Here is a 16,945-nt window from a genome sequence, read left to right on the forward strand (position 1 = left end):
ACGCTTGGGTATTGTCGCGCCGTGCTTGGCCAATTCCTGGAAATCAGCATCGCGACGACGGACATCGCCGCAACCGTCGCATTCTATGAACGGCTCGGGTTCAGCCACTGCACGACGAGCGATACCTGGCCGCATCGCTACGGTGTGCTCACAGACGGGCGCGTCTGGCTCGGTCTGCACGAGTACCGATTCGATTCGCCAGCGCTGACTTTCTGGCGCGAGCACATCGTCGCGTCGGTTCCGCAGTTCGCGGCACTCGGCATCGAGATGGCATTCGTCAAAAGCGGCGGCGAGAGTTTCAACGAAATCGGTTTCGGCGATCCCAGCGGGCGCATGATCGCCGTGCTCGAAGCACGTACGTTCTCGCGTAGCGAGCGCACGGCAACCGAGTACAGTGCCTGCGGCTACTTCAGCGAGTTCAGCCAGCCCTGTGCCGACTTCGCGGCATGCGCGGCATTCTGGGAGTCACTGGGCTTCGTGGCCCACGATGCTGTCGATCGGCCTTTCGCGCAGCAAGTCATCGCAAGCAGCGCGATCAATATCGGACTGCATCATCCGGCGTTTTCACCGAAACCATTGCTGGTGTTTCGCGATTCGCACATGTCAGATCGCGTGGCATCGCTCGCCGAACGCGGCGTGACCGGAAAGACTCCCCTGCCGGGCGGTCTGTCGGGCAGTGCAAACGCCCTCCTCGTGGCCCCGGAAGGCACCGGATTGCTCCTCCTTCAGGACGACGAGTTCTGAGTTTGGCGCAATCGTCCGGCGAGCGTTAGCCCGAAGATCATGATCATTACGTTGAGGCTGCCGATCAATACGAACGGACTTTGCTTGCCGACCGTGTCGTAGAGGAAGCCGCCGACCAGGTTGGTGAACAGGATGCCGAGCGAGGCGAATATGCCAGCCAGTCCGAACACCGCGCCACGAACATCGCGCGGCGCCTCCTGGCCGAGCAGCGTCTGGCAGGCAATGATGGCCGCAACCTGCCCGACGCCGAGCATGATGGCCACCGGAATGATCAGCGGATTCGTAGGATCGCCGATCAGCGCGCCGGCGAGGTAACCCACACCGGCCACCGCCATGGCGAGAACGCCCGCTGTCACGCGCTTGATGCGGTCGATCATCCAGCCAAAGAGCAAGGCGAACAGCAATCCGGTGCTGTTGCCGATGGCGAAGGGCAGGCGCGATGCGTCCGCGGCATCGGCGACCGACATGCCGTGCGCGATCGCCGTTTGCTGCATGCGGGCGGTAAAGAAGCTGCCGATGATGATGCGATCGGCGAAAGAGACGAATTGCAGTGCGCATGCGAACCAGATCAGCGGATTGGCGCGCGCCGCTTCGATGCCGATCCGCAACAACCGGCCGAGCCGCTCGGCGCCACCGACGCGGCTCGGTGTGCCACGCTTGAGACCGAGGAACAGCAATGCGGCCGACAACACGCACAGGGCAGAAGCAATCGTGAAGGTGATACGTCCGGCCGCCACGTCGTCGAGTCCGGATGCTGCGAGCCGCTTCGGCACGCCGCCAAGCAGCAGCACCGCGAACACCGCACCGAGGCCGTTGAAAAATCCCGCAATGCCGACGAACTTGCCGCGCGACTGCTCGCGCGGCGTATCGGCCATGACTGTCGCGAGCATCGTGCCGACCGCTGCAACACCGACCGAGAAGAACAGCGCGCAGGCGAGCAGCTGCGTGAAGGACATGGCCAGCGGGTAGAGGAAGAATCCCGCGGCGAGCCACAGGAATCCGAGCGCGTACACGGGCCGCCGCCCAATCTTGTCCGCCAGTGCACCCATCGGCGCGACCAGCAACAACGACACGATCTCGTTGCTGAAACCGAGGATTCCTATGGCACGACCTTGCTCGCCGTCGGGCAGCTTCAGGTTCGCATTGAGCAGATAGGGCTGCATGAAACTCACGAAACTCAGCATGCCAATCGTGATGAATGCGGCGTACAGGTAGGTCAGCGCGTTGATGCGCGTGTAGCCGTCTGCGAGCGTGACGGGGCCGAACTTTCTGGGTGCCGCGGAGCCTTGATCACTCATGGGTCATATCCGGTTGGTTCTCTGGTCGGCGCACGCGCGACGATGAGGTAATCGATCTGCATCTCATCCGCGACACGCAATGCGCCGAACATCACGCTGAAGGGCACGAGACCGAGATCGCCATGACGCAACGTTACCGCGCCGCTGGCACGCAGCAACGGTCCATCGATCGTGACATCCACGGGTAGGTCGCGCAGCGGATACTCCCCGCCTTTCAGATCGACCATCAGGTCGGCGCGATAACCGGTCGCGGCGCGGCGAACGGCCGTAGAGCGCACAAGGATCTCCGGATAGGCCTTCACATCGAGAAGCTTCTCGCCCAGCATGTTGTTCTTCGTGCCCTGTCGGGCATCGTCGGGCACGACTGCGCTGAACTCATCGCCAGCTTGCGCGCGCAGCTGCGGTTCATCGACGCTGAACGATGCCAGGGCGAGGCGCAGCAGCAGGCGCGTCGCGGCCGGTCGGTCCGGCCTCTCGATCCAACCCGCCGGATCGCGCAAGGCAATGACATGGTTGTGCCCGATGCTGGCCATCGGGCCGGCGCGGTGCACGCGCACCGTCAGCAGGGACTGCGATGAATCGATCTGCCAACGATCGGCTATGGGTTGCTGCGGTGGCGGCACGCCTCGCGGAGGTATTTCGGGTGCGCGGTTACGTGGCGCGCAGGCGAGAAGCAAGGCCGCCGCACCCGTTGCCACGAGCATTTTGACGCCGACGCGCATCCGGCGTAGCTTACGCCGATGGCTTTGAAAAATACCAATGACGCCTGGGGCGGCGTCGCCAAATTCCTGCATTGGCTGGTGGTCCTGTTGGTGATCGCACAGTTCGTACTCGCCAGTATGGCGGATGACCTCGCGCCCGGCCTGCAGAAGCTCGCGCTGCTCGCGCGCCACAAGTCATTCGGCGTCACGATTTTTGCCATTGCCCTCGTGCGCGTAGTGTGGCGTTTCGCCAATCCGACGCCCGAGCTTCCGGCCACGATGAAAGGCTACGAACGGCTGCTCGCTCGTGGCACGCACCTGTTGCTGTATCTGGTTCTGCTCGTCATGCCACTCAGTGGCTGGCTGATGTCATCGGCGAAGGGTTACTCGGTCAGCTGGTTCGGGCTCGTGCAGCTGCCGGACCTGGTAGGCCGCGATGATGGCGTGTTCGATGCCATGCACGAGTTGCACGAGTCGCTCGCTTATGCCCTGGTTGCGATCGCGACCCTGCACCTGCTCGCTGCGCTGAAACACCATTTCGTCAATCGAGACAACATCCTGCGACGCATGTTGCCCTTTGTCCGGCCCGGATCATGACCGGTAGTTCGTCGGGCTGGCGGCCGGCTACCCTGCCGCTGCTTGCAACACTCATCCTGACTTTGATTCCATCTGCGGCGAGCATCGCCTCGGCGCCGTCCACGCGCTGGAAGGCAGATCTGTCGGCGAGCCGGCTGGAATTCATATTCGACCAGGCGGGTGCGCAGAATACCGGCCGGTTGCCGGATTTTCGGCTGACGCTTTCCGCCTACCGGCCAAACAGCGATGCCGCGGACCTGAACGTCACGATCTACATGGCCGAAGTCGAGACCGGCGAAGCCGATCGCGATGGCATCCTGAAGGGTCCGGATTTCCTCGCGGTCAAGGAATATCCACAGGCAAAATTCGAAGCCAACGCCGTCGTGGCGAGAGGCCGCGACCAGTATGTCGCCTCCGGCAGGCTGACGCTGCGCGGCGTGCCGCACTCGCACTCGTTGCCGCTCGAGATGGTATTCGCGGCCGACGGTCAGTCCTTGCGTCTGCGCGGCGAGAGCACCATACACCGCCTCGACTATGGCATCGGCCAGGGCGAGTGGAGTTCGACGGAATGGATCGGCAATGAGGTCAAGGTTCGTTTCGACATACTGTTGCGGCCGCAACCCGACTGAGGCAGGCCGGACCAGCCGTCAGTGATCCGCATCGACAATGTCGGCGAGTGTGTCGACCAGGTGCTTGCCGCCGTAGGCACGCATATCGTACTCGCGTTGCCGCTCGGACTCGGCAAGCCCGTACCCTTCGTCAACGAGCTCTACAGGCGTGCGCTGTCGAACCCCGATCTGAAGCTCACCATCCTTACGGCGCTATCGTTGCGCCGCCCCCAGCCACGCAACGATCTCGAGCGGCGCCTGGTGGAACCCATCCTGCAGCGACTGTATGGCGATTACGAAGAACTCAATTTCCTGCGCGATCGGCAAAGTGGCGCGTTGCCACCCAATGTCACTGTAATCGAATTCTTCTTCGAACCCGGGTCTGCACTCGGCAACGGCAATGCGCAGCAGAACTATCTCAGCGCGAACTACACCCACGTAGCGCGCGACCTGCAGGACCGCGGCGTCAATGTGCTCGCCCACCTGGTCGCAAGCCGCGACACGGGCAGCGCGCAGCGATTGTCGCTTGCCTGCAATCCAGATGTGACCCTGGACCTCCTGCCCTTGCTCGAGCCGCTGCGCGCCGAGGGTCGCCGGGTCGTATTGGTCGCGATGATCCATCCGCAGATGCCCTACATGGCCGGCAGCGCCGAGCTGCCCGCCGAGAGATTCGATTTCGTGCTGGATGACCCGGCCGCACGACGTGGCCTGTTCTCGGTGCCGAATCCCGCCCTGCAGACCGTCGATTACGCGATCGGCCTGCATGCGAGCAGCCTCATCCGCGATGGTGGCACGTTGCAGATCGGCATCGGTGAACTCGGCGACTCCATCGTCTACGCGCTGTTGCTGCGGCAGCAGAACAATCAGCCCTACCGTGATCTGCTCAAGGCACTCGACGGCCCATCGTGGCGGCAAAGGAGCGATCGTATCGGCGGGCGCGACATATTCGACAAGGGCCTGTTCGGCTCGAGCGAGATGCTGGTCGACCAGATGCTCGATCTGATACGCGCCGGCATCATGAGTCGCAAGGTCTACGACTCGGTGGTGTTGCAGCGGCTTCTTTCGAGCGGCAAGCTGAGTGAACCTTTCGGGAGCGAAATTCTCCCGCTGTTGCTCGAGGCTGGCGTACCGGCGCGGCTCGATCGCAGGTGGTTCGAGGAACTTCGACGCTACGGCGTGTTCCGCCAGCGCTGCGAATACCGCGACGGACGCGTTCGTTATCCCGGCAACGACTGGATCGATGCGAACCTGGCGGACGAGGCAGCCTGCCAGGCCATTGCAGCGAGCTGCCTCGGACGAACGTTGCAGAACGGGAAACTCCTGCATGCGGGCTTTTTCCTCGGCCCGGCCGGCTTCTATGCGGCGCTGAATGATCTGCCGGTCGATGTCCTGACCCAGATCGACATGCGCGGCGTCGGCTACATCAACCAGCTCTACGGCGACGATTACGAGCTGCGCGTCCTGCAGCGCGCGGCGGCCCGTTTCGTCAATACGACCATGATGGTGACGCTGCTAGGCGCAGCCATTTCGGATGGCCTCGATGACGGGCAGGTCGTCAGCGGCGTCGGTGGACAATTCAACTTCGTCGCCATGGGCCATGCGCTCCCCGATGCGCGATCGATCCTTTGCCTGCGCGCCACGCGCAACAAGAATGGTCGCGTTTCATCGAACGTGCGCTTCGGCTACGGCAGCTGCACCATCCCGCGCCATCTGCGCGATGTCATCGTCACCGAATATGGAGTAGCGGACCTGCGCGGCCGCACCGACAGCGAAACCATCGCTGCCATCCTCGACATCAGCGACTCGCGCTTCCAGGACCAACTCCTGGATGAAGCCAAGCGCGCCGGCAAGATCTCCAGGGATCACCGGATTCCGGACAATCGTCGTGCCAACCTGCCCGAAAGACTCGAACGCGTGCTCGCCGCGCACCGGGCCCTCGGCCGATTCAGTGAATACCCCTTCGGGAGCGACCTCAATGAACAGGAGATCCTCATTGCCCGCGCGCTGCGGACGATGGCAACCGCGGCCGCGCGACCGCTCGGCAAGCTGAAGATGCTGGCGGCTGCGGCGCTGCGCCAGCCGCGCGAACGCGAACGCCCCTACCTGCAGCGCATGGGATTCGATCAGTCGATGAGCCTGCGCGAGCGTCTGACCGCTCGCGCGCTCGCACGGCAACTGGGCCAGATGCTCTAGCGCCTAGCGCGCAAACAATTGCGCAGGGTCCTTGAAGGACTTGAATTCCAGCGCATTGCCCGACGGATCGCGAAGGAAGCAAGTCGCCTGCTCACCGACCAGGCCGGCAAAGCGTATGCCGGGTTCGATGACGAAATCGATTCCCGCCTCGCGCAGGCGCTCCACCAGCTGCTGCCATTCGGCGAAGGGCAGCACCACACCGAAATGCGGCACCGGCACCTGCTCGCCATCGACCGGGTTGCACTGTGCTCCAGCCTGCACCGAGGCGACGCGATGCGCGACCAGTTGATGGCCGAAGAAATTGAAATCCACCCAGTCCGCCGCGCTGCGGCCCTCCGCGCACTGCAATAACCCGCCATAGAACGCCCGCGCGGCCTCGAGGTCGTGGACCGGTACAGCCAGATGAAAAGGTGCAGGCAAGTCCGTCAACCGGGGCGAGGCGGTCAGTCTTTCGCGTCGCTCCCGGCCGGGGCGCCGAGGAGCTTGTTGATCTCGACGAAGAATCCGTCCGGGTCCCACACCGCGCTGAACATGACATCGATGTGCCCTTTGCCATCGGCGCTCGGGTATTGAATGGGCTTGGGATCACTGAAAACCGTCACGCCCGGAGCCTCGCGAATACGGGTGAATCGTGTGTCGAGGTCGGCCGCGTTGATGACCAGGATGGCCTGTCCCGCCTGAGCCTTGGCCAGCGGCGGAACCGGTGGGGCCGGTGTATCGAGCCGCTGCATCAGGCCGAGGACACCAATGAAGCGATCGTTTGCGCGCAGCAGCGCAAGCCGGGTAGTCGGCGCCACCGGTCCCCCTTCGGCATCCGGGTTGCCGCCGAGCAGCTGATCGTAGATGACGGTGAGCCCGAGGGCATCGCGGTAGAACCGCAGCGATTGATCGAGGTCGCGGACAACGAGCGTCGTACGCCGCAGATCGACGGGGATGCGCTCCCCGGGGGCGACAGGCTCGGCAGAGGCCGCGGCCACGATGAAAAACAAGGCGAGCAGTGCGGCGAGGTATTTCATCGCGCCATCCTGCCACAGCCGCCTCTTGCGAGCTATCCCGCGAGGCGACGCGTCCGGCGGGTGTTGATGTACTGCACCTCGGTTACATCGAAGGCAGGCGCGGCGAGCAGCTTGCTGCAGGCGCTCGCGGGCGCCGGCCGCGCGAACAGAAAGCCCTGCGCCAGGTCGCAACCCAGTTCGCGCAGTTTCTCGCTTTGCTGCCAGCTCTCCACGCCTTCGGCGACCACCTGGATCTCGAGATGACGCGCGAGGGTGGTAATGGCACTTACGATGGCGTAGTCGTTCGGATCGGTGACGATATCGCGTACGAAACTTCGATCGATCTTCAGGCAGTCGACTCGCCAGTGTTGCAGATAGGTAAGACTCGAGTACCCGGTTCCAAAATCGTCGATCGCGATCCGAAACCCACGCTCACGCAGCTCCTCGACGACATCATGGCAGGGTTCGCCGCCGCGGGCATCGGGACTGTTGATCATCAGGCCCTCGGTGAGCTCGAGCTGGAATAGACCCGGTGGCAGGTTGGCGTCGGCGACCGCGCGCGCGAGTTCGCTCGCGAACTCCGGCCGCTTCAATTGCACGGCCGACACGTTGATCGACACGGGCACGAGCTTTGCGCCTTCGCTGCCCCAGTTGCGCATGTCCGCAAGCACCTGCTGCAGCACGACGGCGCCGATAGGCACGATCAGTCCTGTTTCCTCGGCGACGGGTATGAAACGCGCAGCCGAGACGGTACCGCGCTTGGGGTGCTGCCAGCGCAGCAAGGCCTCGAGCCCGATCACGCGGCGTAGCCGCGTGTTGATGATGGGCTGATAGTGAACGGTGAGCTGATTCATCTTGAGCGCATTGCGAAGTCCCGCCTCGATCGCAACGCGCTCCTTGAGCTTGCGGTCCATGGCCGGGCTGAATGACTGGCAGTTGTTGCGACCGCTGTCCTTGGCCTGGTACATGGCCGTGTCGGAGTGCTTCAGCAGCGCCACGACGTTGTCGCCATCGCGTGGGTACATGGAAACGCCGATGCTCGCCGTCGTCGTGAGCGCATGTCCTTCCACGATGACGGGCGTCGACATGACCCGGTTGATATTCGCTGCCGTCTTGTTGACCAGGTGCATGTCCGGCAGGTCCGGCATGACGACGACGAACTCGTCGCCACCCATGCGTACGACAGTATCGGTCTCGCGGGTCACCGAGGTGAGCCGCTGCGCCACGGCTTGCAGAAGCTTGTCACCCACATCATGTCCGCGCGAGTCGTTCACGTGCTTGAAGTGATCGAGATCGATGAACAGGATCGCAAGTCCGCTGCCGGACTGCTGCGCATCGCTCAGTGCGCGCGGCAGGTAGTTGGTCAGGTAGAGGCGATTGGGGAGCGAAGTCAATTGGTCGCGGTGCGCGAGGCGATCGAGGCGCTGCTGATTCTCCACGAGCTGCGTCTCGATCTTCTTGCGCAAGGTGACGTCGCGGATGACCATGGTCGCGAGCGGCCGACGCTTCAACACCGAGCGGCTGACGGTGATTTCCGTCTCAAGGAGGCTATTGCGTCGGCCGCGCAGCTTTGCGGTTACCGTGGAAGTGGTGCCGGCGAGCAGCTTCTCCAGCAGCTCGCCGCTGTCATCGACGATCAGCGCATCGATTTGCAGTTCGCAGAGGTCTTCGTGACGTGCATCGAGACGGCGCGCGGCCGCCGCGTTGACATCGACGATGCGCCGCGTACGCACGTCGACACCTATGATCAGGTCCTCGGACTGTCCAACGAGCGATTCGTAGCGATGCGATTCGGCGCGCCGCTCGCGTTCGGTACGCAATGCCATGATCCAGATCTTGTAGATGACCGCGGCCAATGCGATGACGATGAGCGCCGACGTGCAGGCGGCAATGGCGTTGATCATCTGCCCGCCATTGATGGCATCCTGTCCAATGCGCCAGGCTGCGGCGATGGCAATCAGCGTCAGCGCACAGGTGACGAAGACGACCTGCCGAGTCCCTGGCAGATACTCATAAAGACGCATTTTCCCTGGCGTTCCCTCGTCCGACTTCAATGCGCAAACTCCCGGCACTCGGATGCCCGTCGCGGTCGGACCCGAAGTCGCCACGGCAGGACACAAACTTGTTCGAGTCTGGAGAGGTCGCGGTCAGGCGGCTGCGCGCCATCGCACAGTTTGTTCGGGGCTCACGCGATCCATGTCCACTTTTGCAGGATCAGGCGTATGCGCCGGCACCACTGATGAGTCCCCCACGGGTCGGGATTTACCGTAATGTGACTCGTGCCAGCTCCGGTTCAGGCCGGCCACTCGATAATTGACGCCTTCGTCGTTCACACCTGGAGTCACCGTGAACCACTCGACGTTCCGACTGAGGGCATGCCTCGCCGCGATTTGCACCCTGCTGGCCGTTGCGGGCTGCGGCGGCGGCAGCGGTGGGACCGGCTCCTCGACACCAGCGCCGGTAACACGCACCTGGCGCATGGGTTTTGCGCCCATTCCTCCGAGACCTGACGTGAACGAGGTGCTGCGCACCATCGACGAACTCAGCCTGCGCGCCGAGATCGCGGCTTTGCACGAGGAGCTGCCCTGGGCCGACCTGCTCGCGGGCATGCCGCCTCGCGACATCCTGGCTCGCGACAAGGTGGGCCTGGTCGATTACCTGCGCGGCAAGGGCCTCGCGATCTACTTCATGCTCGATTCGACCGACGGGTTGTCACGCGCCGAGGAAGCACCGCAGCTGCGCGCGCTCGGTCGCAGTCTCACCGAACCCGAAGTGCAGCAGTTGTACCGCGACTATGCCCTGGCTGTTGCCGAGGTCCTGCATCCCGAGTACCTGGGCCTCGCGGCGGAGACCAACCTGATCCGCGTTGCCGCACCGGCACCGCTCTACGCTGCCGTGCGACAGGTTGCCAATGACGCCGCGGCGGATTTGCGCGCAGCGGGCGCCCAGGGCCAGTTGTTGTTCAGCATCCAGGTCGATACGGCATGGGGCGCACTCGGCGGCGGCAGTTATGTGGGTGCAGAGACCGACTTCGCCGATTTCCCTTTCGCTGACGTTGTCGGGTTGTCGTCCTACCCGTATTTTGGTTTCAGCACGCCGGAGGACATCCCGAGCAACTACTACTCGCGTGTGCTGAACGGTCGCAACCTGCCGGTCATGGTCGTGGAAGGCGGCTGGACCAGCGCCGCGGTAGCCAACGTGCAATCGACTCCGGATCTGCAGGCGCGCTACATCCGCCGTCAAGCCGCGTTGCTTGATTCGGTGTCTGCACGCGCGCTCATCCAGTTGTTGTTCGTCGACCTCGACCTCGCGCAGTTTCCGCAGCCGGTCCCGGCCAACCTGCCGTTGTTCGCGCACCTGGGCGTGGTCGACAGCGACTTCATGCCAAAACCGGCACTCGCAGCCTGGGACGAACTCTACGACCGGCCCTATCGCGCGCCCTGAATGAGGGGTTCGTCGAGCCTGCGCCAGTTGGGCAGACGCCGCCGGGACTCTGCAAGGGCGGCGCGCGCCGCTTCGTCATCACCCTGCTCTGCCGACATGCGCGCCAGCCAGTACCACGCTTCACCCTCGCCCCAGCCGCGCCCGCCGGCGACGGCTGGATTGCCGCGAGCGAATTCCTCGGTAGCCGATTTGACGAGGGCGCGGGCCTTGACCTTGTCGCCGCCAACGAAAGCCGGACGGAAATAAAGTGCCAGCGCATCGACCAGCAGCACGCGCGGATTGGTTGGCGCAAGCCCGGCAGCTGCTTCGATACGCTTGCCGCTGCGTGAACCATTCCTGATTGCCGACAGGCCACCCTGGCTCGCGAGATAACCGTAGCACGCGGATTCCAGGGCCAGGGCTTCGGCCGGCAGGGTCTTGCCAGCGCGCCCGGCCGCCTCGACACAGCTCGAACCCCAACGCGTCGCAGCGGATTTGTCGTGCTGCCAGACGGCGAGCTGCAAACCCCTGAAGGCGACGAAGGCGCGAGCATATTCGCCAGTACCCGGCGCGGAGCGGAGTTGCTCCTGCAATCGGGCGAGCGCGGCGACATCGCGCGCGAAATAAGCGCGATCGATGGCAGCCAGCTCGTCCGACGCACTTCCGGCCACGCCGCAGGACGAGGCGAGCAATACCCACAGTGGCCAGCGTCCGCTCATGCAAGCGCGGTCGGCAAATAATCGCGCACGAGGTCGGCCGATACGTCCCATAGCCGTCGCGCCATGGCCGCGTCGTCCATGTGTTTGCCGGCCTGCGGCACGACGGGATTGCAGTTCTCGAAATAAAGGCCACTCGTCGTGGCAAGGGCGGGCGCCGTCGCGACATAACAGGTGGTGGCCGCACCCTCTTCGACGGATTTCATGAACGTCCAGCCGATCAGGCTGCCGAGCATGCGCTTCCAGCGCGGGAAATGCCGGCCAAGATTGGTATTGATGATGCCGGGGTGCACGGCATTGGCAGTTGCCTGACTGCCGGCGAATCGGCGCGCGAGTTCCAACGCAAGCAATGCGTTGGCGAGCTTCGACTGTCCGTACATGCGGTTGGGTTCGTAGTCGCGTTCGCCGCTCAAGTTGTCGAATTCGATTCCCGCATCGCTCGCCCAGCGATAGCCCAGGCTGCTGACCATGACCACGCGTCCCTGCGGCGCCGCTCGCACTGCGTCATACAGATGCCGAACCAGGAGATAGTGACCCAGGTGATTGACGAAGAACTGTCTCTCGATGCCATCGACCTGCTCGAGCCGCGGTAGCGCCATGATGCCGGCATTGCAGATGAGGATGTCGAGCGCTGGCGCGATCTCTCGTACGGCATCGCCTGCCGCGGCAACGGATTCCAGCTGGCTGAGTTCGAGTGCGAGTGGCCGCGTGTCGCCGCCGATCTGAATGCAGGCTTCGCGCGATTTCTCGAGTGTGCGGCCACTTGCGATGACCGTCGCGCCGCGCAGTGCAAGCACGCGCGCCGTCTCCAGCCCAAGTCCGGAGGTCGCGCCCGTGACCAATGCGGTCTTGCCGGCCAGATCGATTCCCGCGGTCACCTCATCGGCAGTCGAGTCGCTGCCGAAAGGTCCGACTACCGAACCAGCGGGTCGCTGCACGCCGCGATCATCCGAGCAGGCAACGAGCACGGGTGCGATCGCCGTCGCCATCGCGGCATGAACGAATTGGCGTCGTGTCGGCATGAGGCGATGATGCGACAACTGCCATTTGTCGTCCACAAGCTCAGCACAGCGCGTTACAGTAGCTCCATGTTGAGCGTGCGCAATCTGGTCAAGCGTTACGGCGGACGTACGGTCGTCGATGACGTCAGCTTCGCCGTGGCGGCGGGCGAGTGCTTTGGGCTGCTCGGTCCAAATGGCGCAGGCAAAACCACCACACTGCGCTGCTGCCTCGGTCTTACCACTGCAGATTCGGGCGCTATCACGCTCGCGGAGCAGCCCGTCCCGGCCAATGCCCGGCTGGCACGCTATCGCGTCGGCGTAGTGCCGCAATTCGACAATCTCGATCCGGATTTCAGCATTACCGAAAATCTCGTGGTGTTCGGCCGCTACTTTGGTTTGCGTGCCGCGACCGTGCGCAAGCGGGTGCCCGAATTGCTCGAATTCGCCGGTCTCGGTGAGCGCGCGGGAGACAAACTCGACACGCTCTCGGGCGGAATGAAGCGACGGCTGACGCTGGCGCGCGCACTGGTGAATGATCCGCAGGTTCTGTTCATGGACGAGCCGACAACAGGCCTCGACCCACAGGCCCGCCATCTGATCTGGGACCGGCTGAAGGGCCTCAAGAGCGAAGGTCGCACGCTGATCCTGACCACGCACTTCATGGAGGAAGCAGAACGCCTCTGCGATCGTGTCGCCATACTCGATCAGGGTCGCATCATCGCCCTCGATTCACCGCGCGCGCTGGTTGCGAAGCACGTCGATGCGCAGGTCGTGGAGGTCTATGGCGAAGGCATCGAGGAGTGGGCTCGCGAGGTGGCACCGCGCTATGCCACACGCGTCGAAACCAGCGGCGAGACTGCGTTCTGTTACTGCAACGATGATCACGCATTGCTCGAGGCCCTGCACGCGACGCCGCAATTGCGCGCATTGAAGCGCCCCGCGAACCTCGAGGACGTTTTCATCAAACTCACTGGACGGGAAATCCGTGACTGACGGACTGAGCTGGCGATTTCTGCATGTCGTGCACCGCAACCTGCTGGTGTGGCGCAAGCTCATGTGGCCGTCGCTGGTCGGCAATCTGGCCGAGCCGCTGCTGCTGCTGCTGGGACTCGGCTTTGGCCTCGGCAGTTTTCTGCGTCCCCTCGAGGGGCTCCCCTACATCAGCTTCCTCGCGGGCGGAATGATCTGCTACGGAGCGATGAACAGCGCCTCTTTCGAAGCGCTCTACTCTGCCTTTACGCGACTGCAGATCCAGCGCAGCTGGGAGGGCATCCTGCATGCGCCGATGACCATCAACGACATCGTCGTCGGTGAATGGGTCTGGGCAGCGGTCAAGAGCCTGTTCTCCGCGGCGGCGATCATCGCGGTCATGTATCTGCTTGGCCTGGTTTCCGGAGGGTGGCCATTGCTCGCCCTGCCGGTCGCGGGTCTGGTGGGACTCGCGTTTTCGGCCATGGCGCTCGTCGTGACTGCGTTTGCGCGTTCCTACGATTTCTTCGTCTACTACTTCACACTGATCGTGACACCGATGACGCTGCTGTCGGGTGTGTTCTTTCCGATGAGCGCGCTGCCAGCGCCTGTGCAGCGGGTCGCCGAATTCCTGCCGCTTGCCCACGGCACGGCCTTGACGCGCGGCCTTGCGCTAGGCCTGCCGCTCGGCGCCGTGTGGTTGCATCTGCTCGTACTGCTGCTCTACGCCTGCGCCGCGGCGGCGCTGGCGCTTTGGTTGATGCGCCGACGCCTCGCGCGCTGAACCTGTCGCAACGGGTTGCGCGCGATGAACTCGAACAATGGCGCGGCTCCTGCGAGTCATGGCCTGTTTCCAGGAGCGTGCGCGCCAGGGACGGCGCGCCCGCAGCCCCCATGGATGGGTTCACGGCGGTCCTGGAAGCAGGCCATGACTCGCAGGAGCGGTGCCGACGTTCGCGCATATGGGCAGATGGGCAATTGGTGGCGAGAGGCGTTGTGTGCGTCAAACGCGCACAGGACGCCGGCGCGTCAGGCAACCACTGGATAGAGCAGTGTGAAGGTCTGGAAGATTACCGGAAGGTCTTCGCTGAATTGCTCGCCGCGCGCGGCCTGCGCCTCTGTCCAGTAGGCGCGGTGCATGGCGCGCCAGGCTTGCGGATCGCGAAGCGCCGCGCCTTCATGAGCCGTATGGATCGCATCGATATCGCGAAAGGGCATCGTCTCGGTACGATCGATGCGAATGATCAGCGCGGGCACGCCATCGTGCCGCGTTACGACAAAGATATCACCCGGTTCGGGCCGCTGCTCGGGCTGCGCCGCAAAATCCGCTGCCAGCGCAAAGGTTCCCGTCTTCTCGCCGCGCCGGATCACGTTGAGGATGCGCTCCGACAACTCTGGTTGGCTGCCGAAACCGCGCACCTTGAATGGATACAGGCGTTCGTGGGCGACTGCACGCTGCGCCTGGGCTACGAAGTCGTCGATGGCCTCGCTCATTTCTTGCGCCGGGCGGTGCGTTTCGTGGCAGCTGCTGTCCTGCCACGGCTCGACTTCCCGGGTTTCGGGGCAGCGCGCTTGCGCTTCGCGGGTTTGCGTTTCGCTTCAGCCTTCGCACGCCTGGCCGGCGCGGATCTGGTGGCGGGCTTGCGTCGCGCACTTTGCTTGCGCCCGGCTGTCTTCCTACTGCGCACAGGCCGCGCCCGACCAGCGGGTCGTGCGGGTGCAGCCGGTTTGCCACGCAGTTGCTCGACGATGGCGGGATTCTCGAGGGTGGAGATGTCCTGCGTGATGTCCTCGCCACGGGCGATGGCGCGCAATAGCCTGCGCATGATCTTGCCCGAGCGCGTCTTCGGCAGATTCTCTGCGATACGGATGTCATCGGGCTTGGCTATGGCACCCAGCTGCTCGCCGACCCAGTCGCGAAGCTCGCGCGTCAACCGCACATCGTCGCGGCTGCCAGCGGCACCCTTGCACACCACGAACGCGACCACGGCCTCGCCCTTGATTTCATGGGGACGGCCGACGACGGCGGCTTCGGCAACGATCTCGTGCGCAACCAGCGCCGACTCGATTTCCATGGTGCCAAGCCGGTGGCCGGACACGTTCAGCACATCGTCGATGCGTCCCATGATCCAGAAATAGCCGTCCTTGTCGCGGTGCGCACTGTCACCCGCCACGTAATATCGGTTGGCGAACTTTTCCCAATACGTGCTGACATACCGCTCGTTGTCTCCCCAGATGGTGCGCAGCATCGACGGCCAGGGTTTCTTGATGACCAGGTAGCCGCCGGCGTCAGCCTCGCGAACGAGCTCGCCATCGGCATCGACGATGTCCGCGAACACCCCGGGCAAGGGCAAGGTGCAGGATCCTGGCTTGGTTGCGACCGCGCCCGGCACGGGAGAAATCATGATCGCGCCCGTTTCGGTCTGCCACCAGGTGTCGACGATCGGGCAGCGCTCGCGGCCGATCACCCGGTGATACCACATCCACGCCTCCGGGTTGATCGGCTCGCCGACCGTACCGAGCAGGCGAAGGCGCGACAGATCGTAGTGCGCGGGAATGGAATCCCCGAGGCGCATGAGCGCGCGGATGGCGGTTGGCGCCGTGTAGAAGATCGTGACGCGATGATCCTGGCAGATGCGCCAGAAGCGCCCGCCATCAGGCCATGTGGGTGCGCCTTCGTAGACGACGATGGTGGCGCCGGCCGCCAATGGGCCGTAGGCGACGTAGCTGTGTCCCGTGACCCAGCCGACATCGGCCGTGCACCAGAACACGTCGTCGTCGCGAAAATCGAAAACCCACTGACTGGTGACCTTGGCACCCAGCAGGTAGCCGGCGCTCGAATGCTGCACGCCCTTGGGCTTGCCCGTGGAGCCCGAGGTATAGAGCAGGAACAACGGATGCTCGGAATCGACCCACTCGCATTCGCAGATCGGCGACTGACCATGGACGATCTGCTGCCAATCGAGGTCGCGGCCCGCACGCATCGGCACGTCGTGGCCAGTGCGACGAAAAACAACGACATGCTCGATGCTGGCGCAGCCCGCGGCCAGCGCCTTGTCGGCAGCCTGCTTCAGCTCGACGATCTGTCCGCCGCGATAGCCGCCATCGGCCGTGATCAGCAATCGTGCGCCGGCATCCTCGATCCGATCCCTGAGCGAGTTCGCCGAGAATCCGCCGAATACCACCGAGTGAATGGCACCGATGCGTGCGCAGGCGTGCATGGCGATGATCGCCTCGGGCACCATGGGCATATAGATGATTACGCGATCGCCGCTGCCGATGCCGAGTTCGCGCAGCCCATTGGCAAGGCGTCCCACCTCGGAATGCAGCTCGCGGTAGCTGATATGGCGGGCATCCCCCGACTCGCTCTCAAAGACAATAGCCGTTTTGTGTCCACGACTGTCGAGGTGGCGATCAAGGCAATTGTAGCTGACGTTCAACCTGCCATCGGCGAACCAGCGATAGTTGGGTGCCTCGCTCGCGTCGAGTGCCTGGGTGAAATCACGCTGCCAAACAAGCTCCTCGCGCGCAAGCCTTGCCCAGAATCCGGCGAAATCGGCCTGTGCTTCGCGGTGCAACGCGGCAAGTTTCGCCTGATCGATGCGCGCGCCGGCGACGAATTCGCGCGACGGCGCGAACCTGCGCTCTTCTATAAGTACCGATTCGATATCCTTGCTGGCCACAACCGCCTCCCCCTGCGATGGCAGCCAAGGATACCGCA

At 63.8% G+C, this 16,945-nt stretch carries 16 protein-coding genes; 7 read left to right on the forward strand and 9 right to left on the reverse strand.

Annotated elements, in window-relative coordinates; all coding sequences use genetic code 11:
• Positions 1 to 21 precede the first annotated feature (21 nt).
• Positions 22 to 744, forward strand: a complete 723-nt coding sequence (locus R3E77_15845; GenBank protein MEZ5500887.1) for a VOC family protein — start codon at positions 22 to 24, stop codon at positions 742 to 744.
• Here the strand turns inward: R3E77_15845 and R3E77_15850 are convergent.
• Both R3E77_15850 and R3E77_15855 read right to left on the reverse strand, forming a co-directional pair.
• Positions 726 to 2,042: an MFS transporter gene (locus R3E77_15850; GenBank protein MEZ5500888.1), complete on the reverse strand. Its 1,317-nt coding sequence runs from the start codon at positions 2,040 to 2,042 to the stop codon at positions 726 to 728. The two genes, R3E77_15845 and R3E77_15850, sit on opposite strands and share 19 nt — an antisense overlap.
• Positions 2,039 to 2,764, reverse strand: coding sequence for a YceI family protein (locus R3E77_15855; protein MEZ5500889.1), 726 nt, complete (start codon positions 2,762 to 2,764; stop codon positions 2,039 to 2,041). The genes R3E77_15850 and R3E77_15855 overlap by 4 nt, the downstream gene beginning before the upstream one ends.
• Before the next feature lie 18 nt (positions 2,765 to 2,782).
• On the opposite strand from R3E77_15855, the gene R3E77_15860 reads away from it, so the two are divergent.
• Genes R3E77_15860 through R3E77_15870 form a run of 3 tightly spaced genes read left to right on the forward strand, consistent with a single transcriptional unit; the run spans position 2,783 to position 6,120 of the window.
• Complete coding sequence (locus R3E77_15860) at positions 2,783 to 3,340, forward strand: cytochrome b (GenBank protein MEZ5500890.1); 558 nt, start codon at positions 2,783 to 2,785, stop codon at positions 3,338 to 3,340.
• On the forward strand, positions 3,337 to 3,948 hold the full coding sequence (locus tag R3E77_15865; protein ID MEZ5500891.1) for a YceI family protein: 612 nt from the start codon (positions 3,337 to 3,339) through the stop codon (positions 3,946 to 3,948). The genes R3E77_15860 and R3E77_15865 overlap by 4 nt, the downstream gene beginning before the upstream one ends.
• Before the next feature lie 21 nt (positions 3,949 to 3,969).
• Complete coding sequence (locus R3E77_15870; GenBank protein ID MEZ5500892.1) at positions 3,970 to 6,120, forward strand: acetyl-CoA hydrolase/transferase C-terminal domain-containing protein; 2,151 nt, start codon at positions 3,970 to 3,972, stop codon at positions 6,118 to 6,120.
• 3 nt (positions 6,121 to 6,123) lie between these two features.
• Here R3E77_15870 and R3E77_15875 read toward each other — a convergent pair whose 3' ends face one another.
• Genes R3E77_15875 through R3E77_15885 form a run of 3 tightly spaced genes read right to left on the reverse strand, consistent with a single transcriptional unit; the run spans position 6,124 to position 9,139 of the window.
• Complete coding sequence (locus tag R3E77_15875; GenBank protein MEZ5500893.1) at positions 6,124 to 6,540, reverse strand: VOC family protein; 417 nt, start codon at positions 6,538 to 6,540, stop codon at positions 6,124 to 6,126.
• Positions 6,541 to 6,563: 23 nt separating this feature from the next.
• Complete coding sequence (locus R3E77_15880) at positions 6,564 to 7,136, reverse strand: VOC family protein (protein ID MEZ5500894.1); 573 nt, start codon at positions 7,134 to 7,136, stop codon at positions 6,564 to 6,566.
• Positions 7,137 to 7,168: 32 nt separating this feature from the next.
• Positions 7,169 to 9,139: an EAL domain-containing protein gene (locus R3E77_15885; GenBank protein ID MEZ5500895.1), complete on the reverse strand. Its 1,971-nt coding sequence runs from the start codon at positions 9,137 to 9,139 to the stop codon at positions 7,169 to 7,171.
• A 322-nt stretch (positions 9,140 to 9,461) separates the two neighbouring features.
• Here R3E77_15885 and R3E77_15890 point away from each other — a divergent pair, with 322 nt between their 5' ends.
• On the forward strand, positions 9,462 to 10,559 hold the full coding sequence (locus tag R3E77_15890; GenBank protein ID MEZ5500896.1) for a hypothetical protein: 1,098 nt from the start codon (positions 9,462 to 9,464) through the stop codon (positions 10,557 to 10,559).
• Here the strand turns inward: R3E77_15890 and R3E77_15895 are convergent.
• Together R3E77_15895 and R3E77_15900 are read right to left on the reverse strand one after the other, a co-directional pair.
• Positions 10,544 to 11,257 carry a hypothetical protein gene (locus R3E77_15895; protein ID MEZ5500897.1) on the reverse strand — a complete coding sequence of 238 codons (714 nt, stop codon included), beginning with the start codon at positions 11,255 to 11,257 and terminating at the stop codon, positions 10,544 to 10,546. The two genes, R3E77_15890 and R3E77_15895, sit on opposite strands and share 16 nt — an antisense overlap.
• A complete protein-coding gene (locus tag R3E77_15900; GenBank protein MEZ5500898.1) occupies positions 11,254 to 12,276 on the reverse strand; it encodes an SDR family NAD(P)-dependent oxidoreductase in 1,023 nt (340 codons plus the stop codon). Before R3E77_15900 ends, R3E77_15895 begins: the two co-directional genes overlap by 4 nt.
• A 66-nt stretch (positions 12,277 to 12,342) precedes the next feature.
• Here R3E77_15900 and R3E77_15905 point away from each other — a divergent pair, with 66 nt between their 5' ends.
• Together R3E77_15905 and R3E77_15910 are read left to right on the forward strand one after the other, a co-directional pair.
• Positions 12,343 to 13,248, forward strand: coding sequence for an ATP-binding cassette domain-containing protein (locus tag R3E77_15905; GenBank protein MEZ5500899.1), 906 nt, complete (start codon positions 12,343 to 12,345; stop codon positions 13,246 to 13,248).
• A complete protein-coding gene (locus R3E77_15910) occupies positions 13,241 to 14,008 on the forward strand; it encodes an ABC transporter permease (GenBank protein MEZ5500900.1) in 768 nt (255 codons plus the stop codon). Before R3E77_15905 ends, R3E77_15910 begins: the two co-directional genes overlap by 8 nt.
• A 245-nt stretch (positions 14,009 to 14,253) precedes the next feature.
• Here R3E77_15910 and R3E77_15915 read toward each other — a convergent pair whose 3' ends face one another.
• Both R3E77_15915 and acs read right to left on the reverse strand, forming a co-directional pair.
• Positions 14,254 to 14,718 carry an ASCH domain-containing protein gene (locus R3E77_15915; GenBank protein MEZ5500901.1) on the reverse strand — a complete coding sequence of 155 codons (465 nt, stop codon included), beginning with the start codon at positions 14,716 to 14,718 and terminating at the stop codon, positions 14,254 to 14,256.
• Positions 14,715 to 16,907: an acetate--CoA ligase gene (gene acs / locus R3E77_15920; protein ID MEZ5500902.1), complete on the reverse strand. Its 2,193-nt coding sequence runs from the start codon at positions 16,905 to 16,907 to the stop codon at positions 14,715 to 14,717. The genes R3E77_15915 and acs overlap by 4 nt, the downstream gene beginning before the upstream one ends.
• Between the last annotated feature and the right edge of the window lie 38 nt (positions 16,908 to 16,945).

This window comes from Steroidobacteraceae bacterium, from assembly GCA_041395505.1.
Lineage (GTDB): Bacteria > Pseudomonadota > Gammaproteobacteria > Steroidobacterales > Steroidobacteraceae > JAWLAG01.

Excerpts from the sequence above, each read along its gene's own strand:
- R3E77_15865 (MEZ5500891.1), top strand. The coding sequence starts at position 3,337 with ATGACCGGTAGTTCGTCGGGCTGGCGGCCGGCTACCCTGCCGCTGCTT.
- R3E77_15885 (MEZ5500895.1), bottom strand. The coding sequence starts at position 9,139 with ATGCGTCTTTATGAGTATCTGCCAGGGACTCGGCAGGTCGTCTTCGTC.
- R3E77_15880 (MEZ5500894.1), bottom strand. The coding sequence starts at position 7,136 with ATGAAATACCTCGCCGCACTGCTCGCCTTGTTTTTCATCGTGGCCGCG.
- R3E77_15850 (MEZ5500888.1), bottom strand. The coding sequence starts at position 2,042 with ATGAGTGATCAAGGCTCCGCGGCACCCAGAAAGTTCGGCCCCGTCACG.
- R3E77_15905 (MEZ5500899.1), top strand. The coding sequence starts at position 12,343 with ATGTTGAGCGTGCGCAATCTGGTCAAGCGTTACGGCGGACGTACGGTC.
- R3E77_15900 (MEZ5500898.1), bottom strand. The coding sequence starts at position 12,276 with ATGCCGACACGACGCCAATTCGTTCATGCCGCGATGGCGACGGCGATC.
- R3E77_15860 (MEZ5500890.1), top strand. The coding sequence starts at position 2,783 with ATGGCTTTGAAAAATACCAATGACGCCTGGGGCGGCGTCGCCAAATTC.
- R3E77_15915 (MEZ5500901.1), bottom strand. The coding sequence starts at position 14,718 with ATGAGCGAGGCCATCGACGACTTCGTAGCCCAGGCGCAGCGTGCAGTC.
- R3E77_15895 (MEZ5500897.1), bottom strand. The coding sequence starts at position 11,257 with ATGAGCGGACGCTGGCCACTGTGGGTATTGCTCGCCTCGTCCTGCGGC.
- R3E77_15855 (MEZ5500889.1), bottom strand. The coding sequence starts at position 2,764 with ATGCGCGTCGGCGTCAAAATGCTCGTGGCAACGGGTGCGGCGGCCTTG.